The sequence below is a fragment of the Deltaproteobacteria bacterium genome (genome assembly GCA_009692615.1).
Taxonomy (GTDB): domain Bacteria; phylum Desulfobacterota; class Binatia; order UBA9968; family UBA9968; genus DP-20.
Window position 1 is genome coordinate 1 of the sequence record SHYW01000124.1, and the last position, 14,943, is coordinate 14,943.

General features: G+C 56.7%; 13 protein-coding genes, 1 tRNA gene and 1 pseudogene. 1 reads left to right on the forward strand and 14 read right to left on the reverse strand.

Annotated elements, in window-relative coordinates; translation table 11 throughout:
• The first annotated feature begins 166 nt into the window (after positions 1-166).
• A pseudogene (locus EXR70_21775) lies at positions 167-802 on the forward strand (site-specific integrase).
• 137 nt (positions 803-939) lie between these two features.
• Here the strand turns inward: EXR70_21775 and EXR70_21780 are convergent.
• From EXR70_21780 to EXR70_21845, 14 genes are all read right to left on the reverse strand, one after another.
• Positions 940-1,016, reverse strand: a tRNA-Met gene (locus tag EXR70_21780).
• Between the two features lie 78 nt (positions 1,017-1,094).
• Positions 1,095-2,969, reverse strand: a complete 1,875-nt coding sequence (rpoD, locus tag EXR70_21785) for an RNA polymerase sigma factor RpoD (protein ID MSP41127.1) — start codon at positions 2,967-2,969, stop codon at positions 1,095-1,097.
• Positions 2,897-4,699, reverse strand: coding sequence for a DNA primase (locus EXR70_21790; GenBank protein ID MSP41128.1), 1,803 nt, complete (start codon positions 4,697-4,699; stop codon positions 2,897-2,899). The genes rpoD and EXR70_21790 overlap by 73 nt, the downstream gene beginning before the upstream one ends.
• Positions 4,700-4,707: 8 nt before the next feature.
• Complete coding sequence (locus EXR70_21795) at positions 4,708-5,259, reverse strand: CvpA family protein (GenBank protein ID MSP41129.1); 552 nt, start codon at positions 5,257-5,259, stop codon at positions 4,708-4,710.
• Positions 5,260-5,369: 110 nt separating this feature from the next.
• On the reverse strand, positions 5,370-5,816 hold the full coding sequence (locus EXR70_21800) for a GatB/YqeY domain-containing protein (protein MSP41130.1): 447 nt from the start codon (positions 5,814-5,816) through the stop codon (positions 5,370-5,372).
• Between the two features lie 34 nt (positions 5,817-5,850).
• Positions 5,851-6,045 (reverse strand): 30S ribosomal protein S21, encoded by a 195-nt coding sequence (locus EXR70_21805; protein ID MSP41131.1) that lies wholly within the window; start codon positions 6,043-6,045, stop codon positions 5,851-5,853.
• A gap of 213 nt (positions 6,046-6,258) precedes the next feature.
• Positions 6,259-6,978 (reverse strand): glycerophosphodiester phosphodiesterase, encoded by a 720-nt coding sequence (locus tag EXR70_21810; protein ID MSP41132.1) that lies wholly within the window; start codon positions 6,976-6,978, stop codon positions 6,259-6,261.
• 110 nt (positions 6,979-7,088) lie between these two features.
• Positions 7,089-7,823 carry a TlyA family RNA methyltransferase gene (locus EXR70_21815; protein ID MSP41133.1) on the reverse strand — a complete coding sequence of 245 codons (735 nt, stop codon included), beginning with the start codon at positions 7,821-7,823 and terminating at the stop codon, positions 7,089-7,091.
• Entirely contained in the window at positions 7,802-9,718 is a 1,917-nt protein-coding gene (dxs, locus tag EXR70_21820; GenBank protein MSP41134.1) for a 1-deoxy-D-xylulose-5-phosphate synthase, read from the reverse strand. Before dxs ends, EXR70_21815 begins: the two co-directional genes overlap by 22 nt.
• Position 9,719: 1 nt before the next feature.
• Complete coding sequence (locus EXR70_21825) at positions 9,720-10,697, reverse strand: polyprenyl synthetase family protein (GenBank protein MSP41135.1); 978 nt, start codon at positions 10,695-10,697, stop codon at positions 9,720-9,722.
• Positions 10,698-10,856: 159 nt separating this feature from the next.
• Positions 10,857-11,102, reverse strand: coding sequence for an exodeoxyribonuclease VII small subunit (locus tag EXR70_21830; protein MSP41136.1), 246 nt, complete (start codon positions 11,100-11,102; stop codon positions 10,857-10,859).
• 19 nt (positions 11,103-11,121) lie between these two features.
• Positions 11,122-12,042, reverse strand: coding sequence for a M23 family metallopeptidase (locus EXR70_21835; protein ID MSP41137.1), 921 nt, complete (start codon positions 12,040-12,042; stop codon positions 11,122-11,124).
• Complete coding sequence (gene xseA, locus EXR70_21840; GenBank protein MSP41138.1) at positions 12,039-13,277, reverse strand: exodeoxyribonuclease VII large subunit; 1,239 nt, start codon at positions 13,275-13,277, stop codon at positions 12,039-12,041. The genes EXR70_21835 and xseA overlap by 4 nt, the downstream gene beginning before the upstream one ends.
• A 90-nt stretch (positions 13,278-13,367) precedes the next feature.
• Positions 13,368-14,726, reverse strand: a complete 1,359-nt coding sequence (locus EXR70_21845; protein MSP41139.1) for a S41 family peptidase — start codon at positions 14,724-14,726, stop codon at positions 13,368-13,370.
• Positions 14,727-14,943: the final 217 nt, after the last annotated feature.

Consider the following 14,943-nt stretch of genomic DNA (forward strand, 5'->3'; position numbering starts at 1 on the left):
TGCCAACCGAAGGAGAACCCAACACCAAAATCTAAATCGACGTGCCAGCTCAACAATAAACCCCAGGGGCTTCAAAGCCCTTTTCTCTTAACCTGACTGGTACACTATTGCGCCGCTATCTGGCACATTTTCTCTCCGCCATTGACACTACAGGACCGGTACACTTTTGACCCGCCATTTTCTGCCAGATCTTTGCCGGTTCAGTGGTACACTTTACGCCCGCGATTTATACTTGATCGATACCGATCCGTTTGCCGCGCTGGACTGGCCACGACTACAGACGCCAAAGCCCGATCCATTCACCGAAGAAGAGCGCGATAAGATCCTTCAGGCGTTCAAGGAGAAGAGCCGGTTCTATTACATATTCGCCTATCTGCTCTTCTGGACTGGCATGAGGCCGTCGGAAGCCCTGGCGCTGCGCTGGGAAGACATCGACATCAAGCATGGGTTCCTGTCAATCTCGAAGTCCCGCTACAAGAACGACGAGAACCCCACCAAGACAGCCGGCAGCGAAAGAGAGATTCGCTTACTGTCCGGCGTGATCGACGTGATACGGGCCGTCAAACCATTGCATGTGGGCATCAACGAGCATGTCTTCAAGAACCAGGAAGGCCAGCTTCTAAACTTCCACACCTGGCGGGCTGGTATCTGGTATCGAATCCTAAGAGGCACCGGCATCCGCGAGCGTAAGCCCTACTCTACCCGCCATACGTTCATATCGGCGGGCTTGAGTAACGGAGTCAACATCAAGTGGCTGGCGGAGTACTGCGGAACTTCGGTAACGATGATCGAAAAGCACTATGGCAAGTACATCGGCGGCGATGTTGAAGAGCAGTTTTCAAAGCTCCTGGGGGTCAAACCCGAAACCCTTACCGAAACCCTGGCAAAGGCAACGGGTACTGACCCCGATGAAGTCTTTGAAAACACTGAAAAAGAAGTTGGTGGGCCCACCTGGACTCGAACCAGGGACCAACCGGTTATGAGCCGGTGGCTCTAACCAACTGAGCTATGGGCCCGGAGAAACCAGTAAGAAAGCTTTGAGCGTGGAGCTTTGAGTGTTCGGACGGATCGCCCTCCGAGCACCCTAGCACAGTTTAGTTCTCCATGAAGCTCTTGAGCCGTTTGCTGCGGCTCGGATGACGCAGCTTGCGCAGCGCCTTGGCTTCTATCTGACGAATGCGTTCGCGCGTCACGGTAAACTTTTGGCCAACTTCTTCCAATGTATGGTCGGACTTTTCACCGATGCCGAAGCGCATGCGCAGGACTTGCTCTTCGCGCGGCGTCAGAGTCGCCAGCACTTTGCGGGTTTGCTCCTGCAAGTTGATGTTGACCACCGCGTCCGCCGGCGTGATGATGCGCTTGTCTTCGATGAAGTCGCCAAGATGGCTGTCTTCTTCCTCACCCACCGGAGTCTCCAGCGAGATCGGTTCCTTGGCGATTTTCAAAACCTTGCGCACCTTGTCGAGGGGAATTTCCATTTTAGAAGCGATCTCTTCGGGCGTCGGCTCACGGCCGATCTCTTGGACTAAATAACGCGAGGTGCGGATCAGCTTGTTGATGGTTTCGATCATGTGCACGGGAATGCGGATGGTGCGCGCTTGGTCGGCGATCGCTCTGGTGATCGCCTGGCGAATCCACCAGGTCGCGTAGGTGGAAAACTTGTAGCCGCGCTGATATTCGAACTTGTCCACCGCCTTCATCAGGCCGATGTTGCCTTCTTGAATCAGATCGAGAAATTGTAAACCGCGGTTGGTGTATTTTTTCGCGATGCTGACCACCAGCCGCAGATTCGCTTCAATCAGTTCCTTCTTCGCCAAGTTGGCTTTGGTCTCACCTTCGATGATCGACCACACCCGCCGCTTGACCTCTTCGGCGGGAATTTCCAAATCTTTTTCAATGTGGCGAATGTCGCGCCGCCCGCTGCGAATCTCTTCAGCCATGTGCAGCACCGAATCGTGGCCCATGCGGAACGAGCTCACCACTTTGGGCCAGTGCTTCTTGTTGGCTTCGGCGGCAACCACCAGCTTGAGAATTTCCGACGATGGCTTGCCGACCCGTTGTTCGAAGTCTTTGATGCGCCGCTCGACGGTCTGCATGCGCTCCATGGCGCGCTTCAAGCCGTCGGCGATCGCTTCGGTTTGTTTGCGGTTGAGCTGCAAGTCCTTCAGGCTGTTGATGATCTTGTCGTTGTACTTGTTGACGCTGTCGGTCAGCGATTGGCGCCGGCGCGCCGAGACCCGCTTGCCTTCCAACTGTCTTCTAAGTTTCTCCCGGTCATTGGTGCTGCGGCGAATTTTGCCGATCTGATCGAGCAGTCTTTTTTCGTGAACCTCTTCGTCTTCGAAGTTTTCGTTTTCTTCGTCGCCCTCTTCCTTGATGATCTCGCGCACGCGAATCTCATGCTGGGCCAGCTTCTCGCTGAGATCGAGCACGTAGCGTAGCGCCAAAGGATTGGACAACACTTCATTGATGACGCGGTTCTCGCCTTCTTCGATCTTCTTGGCGATTTCCACTTCGCCCTCGCGGCTGAGCAGCGAGACCGTACCCATCTCGCGCAGATACATGCGCACCGGATCGCCGGTCTTGCCGACCACGTCGCCGTCGGCGTCGCTCTCGACTTCTTTCTCCTCTTCCTCTTCCTCGGCGACATCCTCGCCCGTGCTGCCGATGGTCACGCGCTGATTGGAATCAACGACTTCGATGTCCATCTCGCCGAAGATCGACATGACATCGTCGATCTGATCCGGCGATACCACCTCGGCCGGTAACATGTCGTTAACGTCGTTGTAGGTCAGGTAGCCCTTCTCCTTGCCCAAGTCGATGAGCTTTTTGACCTCCTTCATATTTTTCTTCTCCGCCGGCTGTGCAGCGGAGTCGGAGGCGCCTTTGGCTTTGGCTACCGGATGGTTATTTTCGGCTCGAGCCTTGGGCGTTCTAGCTGGCGCTCTTTTTGTTGGAGGTCTTGCCATTCTAGTATCCTTTCTCTCTTCGCATTCTCATCCTTTTGCTCCTCTGCGGCGCGAATCGCCACGCGCAAATTGCGCTCCATGCCTTTGAGTCGCTTGCGGCGCAGGTACAACACGCAATCCTGGGCCATCTTCTCGCACTCGGCATCGGATAATCTTTCCGAGTCGATCACCAAGCCGGCGATATCCTGAGCGAGTTCAGGGGATAGCTGGTGCATCCATTGGGACAGATCGACGTTCCTTCGTTCTTGCCATTCCGTAACGATGCCGTCAACTAGGGGCCGCCATTTGGGGCTGAACCACTGGCCGGCTTCGCCGTCATCCGCCACTCGGCTCAACACTTTGGGCAAACGCAACATCAAGCCGAGCAGCGAACGCTCGGCAAAATCGTCGCGACTGTCACTTTTGGCCGGTGCTGTAGCAACACTGGGAACCGGCGCGGACCTCATGCCCGGCGCCGGCGGCGGACGGCGGCGCAATAGATCTTCACGTATGCCCAACATATCCACGGCCCGGCTGATCAACAAATCTACTTCGAACGGGTTGGTCACCTTAGCCAACAGCCGGCTGATTTCCGTCGCCACCTGACTCTTGCCTTCGAGGGTTTGGCCATGACGCTTGGCGAGCCAAGAAAAATAATAGTCCGCCAGCGGCACGGCGCGATCCAAAACTTCCTCCAACACCGCCTTGCCCTTGGCGCGCACAAAGCTGTCGGGATCTTCGCCCTTGGGCAAAAAAGCCGCCCGGCCAAGCATGCCGGCCTCGACAAATATTTCAAAACTGCGGGCCGCGGCTTTGAGTCCGGCCTCATCGCCATCGAACAGCGCGATGATGTTTTTGGTATAGCGCGACAGCGCCCGCACATGTTCTGGCGTCAACGCCGTGCCCAAGGTCGCCACCGAATAGGCGACGCCGAACTGCGCCAAGGCGATGACGTCGAGATAGCCTTCGACCACCACGACGCGATCGGCCTGGCGAATGCCCTCTTTGGCTTGATGCAGACCGTACAGCGTCGAGCCTTTGTGAAATAGCGGCGTCTCGCTGGAATTTAAATATTTGGGCATGCCCTGATCGAGCACCCGGCCGCCGAAGCCGACAACTTTTCCCGCCGGATTGACGATCGGAAAAATCACCCGGGCGAAAAATTTTTCGTAAAACTGTTCCGGTCCACGTTGGCCGACCAGGCCGAGGCGCAGCGCATCGTTGACGGAAATATTTTCTTTCTTGGCCAATGACAACAAACCCGAACCGGTTTGCGGCGCATAGCCGAGCATATACTTGCGCGCCATCGTTTCATCGACGCCGCGAGCCTTGAGATATTCGAGGGCCCGGCGCCCCTCGGGATGGGCGAAAAGAATTTTTTGATAATTGGCCGCCACCTGCTCGTTGACGCGAAAAAGCGTCTCACGCTCGCCCTGCTCTTGGCGATTACCCGAACCTGAGCTCAGCTCAATGGCGATGCCGTAACGCTTGGCTACCTGCTCCACCGCTTCGGGAAAGGTCAGGTGATCGTACTGCATGAGAAAGTGGAACACGCTGCCGCCGGCGTGACAGCCGAAACAGTGAAAGATGCCTTTCTCTTCGCTGACCGTAAACGACGGACTTTTTTCCGCGTGAAACGGGCACAGTCCCATGTGGTTACGGCCGGATTTTTTCAGCGTGACGTAATCGGCGACCACTTCGACGATCGAAGCGCGGTTACGAATCTCGGCGATTTTGTCTTGACTGATCATGCCCAAAGCTACATGCGACCGCTAGGCGCCGCCGAGATCTGCCCGGCGTCGTCATGAGAAAAAATCTTTTCTTTGCCGATGCGCAGCAAGTTTTCCGCCAGTTGGGTCAACGGTGCGCTTAGATAGGAACCATCGAGCTTGTCGCGCGCCGACTGCGGCAACCATGCCGCCGAGGTCAATAGAAGAATCGCCAGCGCGGTCAGCGCCGCGCCCTTACCGACGCCGATGGCGACGCCGCCGCTCCGATTGAGGGTTTGTAGAAACAATAGTTTTTCCGAGCGATGGAGCAACCAACCCGCCAAACTAAAAACGAAATAGACCGAGAAGAAAATCGCCACGAAGGCCGCGCCTTTGAGAAACAACGGCGACACCTGCCAATGGCCGGCTAAAAAAGCCGCGATCCTTTGATCGTAGGCCACCGCGACCATGAACCCGACGATCAATCCGGCAAGAGAAAATACTTCGCGGAACAAACCGCGAAAAAAGCCTCGTAAGCCGAAGAGCGCCAAAACCGCAATTAAAATTAAATCGACCCAATTCACCGGCGAAAACCGTTCGATGGTAGAAGTACCTTAACTAATTTAGCGCCTAGATCAACTGCCCCGCGCCCACTCGGATCGAATCGCAGAACCGCAAACCTATCCGGCGCCGGATCGAGGTTCGTGGCGCGTCAACTGCTAAGCAGTGCCTTGGCCATGTCGCTCACCTGTTTGCCGTCGCTCCGACCGGCAACTTTGGGCATCAGCAATTTCATGACCTTGCCGAGATCTGGCAGCCCCTTGGCGCCGGCCTCGTCGATACAGGCGCGAATCAGCGCGGCGACTTCATCTTGAGTTAGCTGCTGGGGCAAATAACGCTTGAGGACGACGAGTTCGGCTTCTTCTTTTTGCGCCAACTCCTCGCGTCCGCCCTTGCGAAACAACTCGATGGATTCGCCGCGCTGTTTGCTCAGCGTGGTGATGATTTTTTGGATTTCATCCGCGCCGAGTTCTTTGCGCACGCGGATCTCTTCGTTATGAAGCGCCGAGAGAAGAAGCCGGAGCGTCGATAGCGTTACCGCATCGCCGCTCTTCATGGCTGTCTTCACGGCTTCCTGGATCTCGGCCTTAAGTGACATTCTGTGATGAGATATCTATCGGGCAACGGTTGAATTAATAGGCGTGACGCACACGGCGCAACGCCCGTTTCTTCGCAGCGATGGCTTTTTTCTTCCGTTTGACGCTGGGTTTTTCGTAATGCTCACGCTTACGCAACTCAGCTAGGATGCCGGCCTTTTCGCAAAGTTTTTTAAAGCGTCGAATAGCGCTCTCAATCGATTCATTCTCGCGGACTCGAACTCCGGTCATAAAATAGACTCACCCCCGATCAACGCGGACGACTAATTGTCCGCTCGTGATTCTAGACGATTACGCTGCCAAGTCAAGCAAATCACTTTTAAATTAAACGGCTTGGACGCAATTGACCGATCTATTTGACGGCTTCTTGAGGAGATTTGTCGCGTCCCTCTAAAAAATCTGCGGCAAAGAGATAAGGACCGCGCTGAAATGAGCCGCGGTTGGTCACAGACGGGCGAGCTTTTCAGGGAAATCGGAAATCAAACCCTGGACGCCGAGGCCGGCAAAGGTCTCGATCTCGCGCGCTTCGTTGACCGTCCAAACATAAACGTCGAGCCCTTCGTCCCAGGCTTGGCGGAGAAATTCCCTGGTCGCGATCTCCTTCTGTACATGCAGCGAAGCCGCGCCCACACGGCGCGCGGCTTCGAACGGGTCGTCATCGACTCCGGCGCCGTAAATAATTCCCAAGGCCGCCTCCGGAGCATGATCCCGCAGTCGTGCCAGACAACGATAATCGAAGGACGATAGCACTGTGCGTTCCAAATAGTCGTAGTGGCTCAAGGTAAACAAGACTTTGAGATCCATGCCCGGCGCGGCGGCGCCAAAAGTTTTAAATTCCAAACAAAGGTCGATCTTGCCGCCCATGACCTCCAGGGCTTCTTCCAGGGTGAGAATCCGTTCGCCGGCAAATTTTTTACCGCGCCAACGGCCGATGTCGAGCTTTTGCAATTGCGCCAAGGTCTGGTCGCGCAGCGCGCCGCGCCCGCCGGCGGTGCGCCTGAGCTTGTCGTCGTGAAAGATTACCACATGGCCGTCCTGGGTCATCTGGCAATCGAGCTCGATCATATCGGCGCCGGCGGCGATCGCTTTTTGCAAAGCCAGACGGGTGCTTTCCGGATAATTGCCGGAGGCGCCCCGATGAGCGATTTTCTTGCAAGCGGCCATGGTCAGAACCGTAACTCGCGCGAGAACAATATTTCGAATTCCATCTTTTTGCGTTCTTTGCGGCCAAAATCTCCGATGCCGAATCCGTTCTCCAAGGCCGCTACGCTAAGCTAGAGCAAATGCAAATGAATCAAAAACTCGCGGTTGCCCTTGGGCCCCAGCAACGGCGATTCTGTCACACCAAGGTTGTCAAAGCTTAACGCCGTTGCCGCGGCGACGATCTCGTCGATGACCCGTGCGTGTTCTTCCGGCGCGCGCACTACACCGCCTTTGCCGACCTTGCCCTTACCGACTTCAAACTGCGGCTTGATCAGGGCGATGACATCGCCATGATCGATCAAAAGCGTCTTGACCTGGGGCAAAATTATTTTTAGCGAAATAAACGACGCGTCGATGGTCGCCAAGTCGGCGGCCCGCGGCAGTTGACTCAGTTGGAAATAGCGAATGTTGGTCTTTTCAAAAACCACCACCCGCGGATCGTTGCGAAGTTTCCAATCCAACTGGCCATAGCCGACATCGACGGCGAACACGCCGGCCGCGCCGTGGGCGAGCAAGCAATCGGTAAAGCCGCCAGTGGAGGCGCCGACATCGAGGGCGAATTTGTCTTTGACTTGGATCGAGAATTGCGCCAACGCTTTGGCTAATTTTTGTCCGCCGCGGCTGACGTAAGGTGGCAGCGATTTGAAACGAATCGCGGCGTCGATGTCGGTGAGATTGCCCGCCTTGTCGACCATCTGTTCGTTGACCAGCACTTCGCCGGCGAGAATCCGGCGCCGTCCGTCTTCGCGGCTGGCGACCAGCTGGCGCTCGACCAAGAGCAGATCTAAGCGCTCCCTCTTTCCCATCCCTCTCTACTTTTCTTTTTGGCGCGCCGCACCATTTGCAACGCCGCTTGAGCGATGGCGTCTTTGTCGAAGCCGCAGATTTTTCTGAGTTCGTCTTGGGTTCCGTGTGGGATAAAACGGTCGGGCACACCGAGCCGTTTGACTTCGACGCCGGTAAATCCTTCGTCGGCGAGAAATTCCAGCACCGCGCTGCCGAAGCCGCCGGCGATCGCGTGATCTTCCACGGTGATCACTCTCGGGACGCGTCCGAGAATCGCGCCAAACAACTCCCGATCCAACGGTTTGACGAAGCGCGCATTGATCACCGCGGCGTTAATCCCCAACGGCGCCAACTCCTGCGCCGCCTTCAACGCCGGTAAAACCGTTTGGCCGACGGCGGCGATGACAATATCGTTGCCTTCGCGCAACAGCTCGCCTTTGCCGATGGGCAGACTATTTAGCTTGGTGTCCAAGGCCACGCCTCCCCCCTCGCCGCGCGGGTAACGCAGTGAGATCGGTCCGTTGAAATCGACCGCGGTCTTGAGCATATGTTGCAGCTCGTTCTCGTCCTTGGGCGCCATGATCACGAGGTTGGGGATCGAACGCATGTAGGCGAAATCGAACACGCCGTGATGGGTCGGCCCATCGGCGCCAACCAAACCGCCGCGGTCCAGCGCGAACACCACGTGCAAATTCTGCAAGCAGACATCGTGGAGAATCTCGTCGTAGCCGCGCTGCAAAAAAGTCGAGTAGATCGCGACTACGGGAATGTAGCCTTCGGTGGCCAGGCCGCCGGCAAACGTTACCGCATGCTGTTCGGCGATGCCGACATCGTAAGTACGCTTGGGCAGTTCGCGCTGCAATTTGTCGATGCCCGTGCCGCTGCCCATGGCGGCGGTGATGCCGACGATCTTGGGATTCTCCTTGGCGAGGCGAAGCAGCGACGCGCCGAAAATATCGGTGTAAGTGGGAATCGGCCCTTTATCTTTCTTCGCCTTGCCGGTGAGCACGTGGAACGGCGTCACGGCGTGAAACTTGATCGGATCCTGTTCCGCCGGCAAATAGCCTTTGCCTTTTTTCGTCACGACATGGACCAACGTCGGCCCCTCGATCTTTTTGACGTTCTCCAAGGTCGCGATCATCTCGCCGATATTGTGGCCGTCGATGGGGCCGACATATTGAAAGCCCAGGCTTTCGAAGAGAAACCCTGGGGTCACCAGACCTAGAAACGAATCGCGCAGCTTGCGCGCCACATGCTTTAAATTTTCTCCGTTCGGCAAACTCTTGAGCAAGGCCGATAAATTCTTTTGCAAGCGCACGCCCAAATCGGTGGTAAACTGCTTGCTCAGAAAAGATGACACCGCGCCGACCCTTGGATCGATAAAGTGCTCGTTGTCGTTGAGGATGACGATCAAATCCTTGTCGAGATGGCCGGCGGAATTCAAACCTTCATAGGTCAAACCCGCGCTCAAGCCGCCGTCACTGATCACCGCGACAACTTTGCGCCGCGAGCCAGCCAAAGACTTAGCTTCGACCATGCCGAGGGCGGCGGAAATAGATGTGCCGGCGTGGCCGGCGCCAAAGACATCGTACTCGCTCTCCTCGCGACTGAGAAAACCGCTCAAGCCGCCGAGCTGGCGAATCGTCGCCAAACGCTCGCGCCGGCCGCAGAGCAATTTGTGCGCGTAGGTTTGATGGCCGGTGTCCCAGACGATGCGGTCGTCCGGCGTGTTGAAAGCGTAGTGTAGCGCCAAGGTCAGCTCCACCGCGCCCAAAGTCGAGGCGAAGTGGCCGCCCACCTCGGAAACCACGGAAATCACTTCGTCGCGGATTTCCCCGGCCAGTTGGTTTAACTGTTCGGGAGAAAACTTACGAATGTCCTTGGGAAACTGAACGGTATCGAGCAGTCTTGCCATGTTAGCTGTGCATCTCCTTGGTCAAGAGTTTTCCATTGGTGTTGAGTGCGCGCGCGGCCATCTGTTCGGCGATGGCGCGCAGCGCTTCGCCGGCGGCGCCGAAGGGCGCCAGTTCATCGAAACACTGCGTGAGCAACTCGGATAACCGCTCTTGCGCTTTGGCGACGCCGACCACCGATGGATAGGTTGCTTTATTCCACTCGCTGGTGCCGGACTCGGCCAGGTCGCCCGGCGCGGTTTCGCCGAGAATGTCTAAAATATCGTCTGCGATCTGGAAAGCCAAGCCGAGCGCCTCGCCAAAGCGCGATAGCCGCCGCAGTTCGTCCGCCGACGCTCCCGCCACTTGGGCGCCGAGACGCACCGCCGCGCGAATCAGCGCGCCGGTCTTGCGCACGTGAATGTATTCCACCACGCCGATGTCCACCGCGCACCGCTCGGCTTCTATATCGAAAGCCTGGCCACCGACCAAACCGGCGATGCCCACGGCGTAGGACAATTCGTGAATCAGCTTGAGAACCAATTCGGCGGGCACACTCGCGGTAACTTCCGGCGCCGAGATCAAATGAAATGCCTCGGTGAGCAGGCCGTCGCCGGCGAGCAGCGCCATGCCTTCGCCGAACACTTTGTGATTGGCCGGCTCGCCCCGCCTGAGATCGTCATTGTCCAACGCCGGCAAATCGTCGTGAATCAGCGAATAGCCGTGGATCATTTCCACGGCGCAGGCGAACGGCATGAGGGTTTTACGTTTGGCGCCGAACAGTTCACCGGCCGCCAACACCAGAATCGGCCGAATTCGCTTGCCGCCGGGAAACAATCCGTAACGCATCGCCTTGTAGATATTGCCGGAAATCTCGGCGTGGCGCTTGAAATAGTTTTCCAACCCGCGGTCCACCGCCGCGCTGCGCGACCGGAGAAAAGTATCTAAATCGAATTTAGCCACGCTGGAAATTCTTTTACTGGCGCTGCCGACGTTGCCCATAAATTAAAATCGTTTCGCCCTCGTCAATGACGCAATCTAACACCGACCGGCGCAATTCTTCAAATCCAGCGGTGCAGTTTTCGTCGAGAAACCGACAATTGTTATTGCAGAGGAACGAACCACAGGGGAAATCGCAAGCCGTCGACACAATAGCCAAGATCAATCCTCGTCGGCGCCCGCGTCGGCCGAATCCGCGAAAGCTTTGAGCTGCGGCTTGCCGTCTTTGTCTTTGACGAGAAGCTCGATTTTCTTTTCTACTTCGTCAAGCTTTTGGTAACAGAACTTGACTAGGCCGACGCCTTTTTCGTACGCCGCCAGTGAATCTTCGAGGGACAATTCGCCGGAATCGAGATGTTCGACCACTTGTTCTAAATCTTCCAGGGCGGTTTCAAACTTTTTGTTCATTGAATCCTTGCGCGCCATGTTATTGCTCCGTTTTGTTTGTCGCTTTTGACTGTTGATTTTGCCGGCCGTTGTGGGAAATTTTTTTCAGCAACTCAAACGGCTCGATGCGCGCGTTGGCCAAGCGCGCGCCCCAGTGCAGATGGGGCCCAGTGACCCGGCCGGTGGCGCCGGACAAACCTACCGCGTCGCCTTTTTTTACTAGCGCGCCATCTTCGACTTTGAATTCGGACAAATGAAAATACATGGTGAACAAACCGCCGCCATGATCGAGCACGACGCTGCCGCCGGCGAAAAAAAAGTTACCGACCAATACGACGCGGCCGTGATTGGCCGCCAGCACTTCCGTCCCCGCCGGCGCGGACAGATCGGTGCCGCTGTGGGGCGACCGCGGCGTGCCATTGATGATGCGCCGGGAACCGAACGACGAAGCCGACTCCTGTTGCGCCACGGGCCGAACGAAGGGCGCATCCCACAACCGCTCCGGCGCGGAAGTTTCGAAGGCGCGCGCGAACGCGGCCTGTTCGCGGCGGATTTCTTCCAAAGTTTCCGGGGTCATCTCATCGAAGCTCGGCGGCACGTTGAAGGATTCGGTCTGAAACGATTTGGCTTTGACCTTCAGTGCGATTTCTTTGTGCTGCTCGGCCCCCGATTGGGAGATCGCCTTCAGCCGGAGCTTCGATAGCGTGGGCTTGGCTTCGACATCCGCGCCGATCAGCGCGGCGAACTTGCCATCGCCGTTTGGAAAGAAAAAAACTTTTTGCTTGCCCCAGTTTCCTTCCACGGTCGCCAAATCCGCGCCGCTCATTTTTATCTCGACCAGCTCGCCTTGTTTTACTTCAATCGATCTTGGCCAGATCACCTTGCCGGTTTCGCCAGCCTGAGCGAGCGCGGAGCCGATAGCGAAGGAGATTAGCAACGTGAGCAAAGCCAGCGCCGTCATTCCTTCCCCTCCACGCGGCACAGCGCTTTTCCTTGGGCGAAAGTGATGCGCAGGCGATCGCCGAGCGCCAATTCGGCGCCGTCTTTAACGATTCGCTCTCCGGGAAGTTTATGGGCGATGCTGTAACCGCGCTCAAGCACCGCTAACGGACTGAGCGCAGCCAATCGTCCGGCGCCCTGGGCGAGGCGGTCTTTGAATTGGCGCAGCTTTTCCTGGAAGCGGCGCAGCAAATCAATCGACAGCTCGTCCAACCGTTGCTGATTTTCTCTGAGCTTGCGGCCGGGATCGGCGAGCCGTTTGGCCAAACCGGCGCAGGCTTCGCGCAACGTCAATAATTTGAATTCGATATTCTTTAGGAGCTGCTCTTGCAGCAACTCGACTTGATCGATCAAATCGGCCTTGCGCGGCACGACCATCTCTGCCGCCGCCGTCGGTGTCGGCGCGCGCCGGTCGGCGACGAAATCGGCGATGGTGAAATCGACTTCATGCCCCACCGCGGAAACAACGGGAACCTCGGAAGCGAAGATCGCCCGGGCGACGATCTCTTCATTGAACGCCCAGAGATCTTCCAGCGAACCGCCGCCGCGCCCGACGATCATCACGTCCACGCCGCCCAAGCGATTCAAATCGTCGATCGCCGCGGCGATCTCCCGCGCCGCGCCATCGCCCTGAACTTTGACCGGCCGAATCACCACGCGGCGATCGGGATAGCGATCGCGGATGATGCGCAGCATATCGTGCACCGCCGCGCCTTTGTCGGAAGTGACAATGCCGATGGTGTTGGGCAAAGACGGCAGATCCCGTTTGCGTTCCGGCCCGAACAAACCCTCGGCGGCGAGTTTGTTTTTCAATTGCTCGAAGGCGAGCGCCAGAGCCCCCTGCCCCTGGGGCTCCATGTCGTCGACGTAAAGCTGCAAGTCGCCGCGCACGGTATAAAGGCTCACCCGGCCGAAGCAGAGCACTGCCAAACCGCTTTGCGGCGTGAAGCGCAGCAGCGATCCCTGACGGCGAAACATGACGGCGGAAAGTTGGCTCTTGTCGTCTTTGAGGGTGAAATAAAAATGGCCCGACGGCGCGGCTTTAAAATTGGAAATCTCGCCCGCCACCCAAAGGCCGTCGAAACGCTTTTCCAAACTGCCTTTGATCTGCTCGTTGAGCTCGCTGATAGTAAGGCTCTTGCGCGTTATCGCGGCAAATAGCGGTAGGTCGGTTTCGGTGCTGGAACTGCGCGGCATGTTGAGACGAATGTAGCACAAAAAAAATAGCCCTCCGAGAGGAGGGCTATTTTTGCCGAATCAATTATCTGACGTGAAAGGCAACAAGCTTTAAGCCGCCTTTTTCTGCGCGATCTTTTTTAAGACATCCCAGTTTTTGAGCAGATCGAGCGCGCGCTTCAACTGCTGATCGTTGTCGATGGTTTCGTCGCCGGTCGGACCGGAAGCGGGAATCTGTTTTTCTTTTTCCCGGTCAATCTGCTCTTGGGCCGAACTTTCCTTTTGCGGATTTTGCAGGTGGCCCGGCAAGTTTTCCTCGCGCAGGCCGGCGCGTTTCTTCTCCTCCACCTTGCCCTCCTGGGGCGCCACCGCTTCGACGATGATGTCGGGGACGATGCCGGTGGCCTGGATCGAACGGCCCTTAGGGGTGAAATAACGCGCCGTGGTCAAGCGCAGAGCGGAGTTGTCATCCAGCGGTAGGATCGTCTGCACCGATCCCTTGCCAAAGGTCTTGGTGCCGAGCACCACCGCGCGCCCATGATCTTGCAAGGCGCCGGCGACGATTTCCGAAGCGCTGGCGCTGCCGCCATCGACTAGCACGACGATCGGGAAATCCATCCAGGTGCCGTCTTTTTGCGCGAAGTATTTTTGCTTCTGCGCTTCGATGCGCCCTTCGGTGTAAACGATCAGACCGGAGTCCAAGAACATATCGGAAACCCGCACCGCCTGGGTCAAAAGCCCGCCGGGATTGTTGCGCAGGTCGAGCACCAACCCTTTGACGCCGCCTTTTTCGCCGGCCAATTTTTCCAGGGCGCGCTGCAAGTCGCGGTCGCTCCGTTCTTGAAATTGGGCAAGGCGAAGGTAGGCGTAACCGGGTTCGAGGGCGCGGCTCTTGACACTTTGGACGCGAATCACGTCGCGCACCAAGGTAAAGTCCAACAGGTCGTTGGCGCCTTCGCGGCGCACGGTCAGATTGATCTTAGTGCCCTTGAGGCCGCGCATCTTTTTCACCGCATCGACCAGCGACATATCCTTGGTGAACTCGTTTTCGATTTTAAAAATCTGGTCGCCCGGCTTGATGCCGGCTTTGAAGGCCGGCGTGTCTTCGATCGGCGAAACCACGGTGAGAATGCCGCCCTTTACCGTGATTTCAATGCCCAAGCCGCCGAAGCGTCCTTGGGTGTCGCTCTGCAAGTCTTTATAAAGTTGTGGTGTGAGATAGGCGCTATGGGGATCGAGGGAACTGAGCATGCCGTTGATCGCACCGTTGACCAAGTTCTTGGTTTCGACATCTTCGACATAGTTTTTCTTGACAATCGATAGGATGTTGCTAAAAGCTTCGAGACTTTCGTAATCCTGCCGCCCCACCGCCGCAACATTCGGCACCCATCGGCTCGACAAGAAAAAACCCACAGCCATGCCGAGCACCAAGACCAGCAACGGGGTTCCATGTTTCTGTAACAAGCGCATTCCAGTTTCTCCTGACCGTCCATTACCGATATGTCGTGCAGTTTATCCCAACAAGGAAACAAAAGCTATTTGTTGTAGCAAAGTGATTATGTCAGGGGTTAACGGCAACGTAATTATGTCAGGGTGGAAGGATGACAACCCTGACAATGAAAGACGAGAAACGACTAGACGTAATTCAACGAGTATATCGCAGCGAGATCACCGTGGTTGAGGCCGC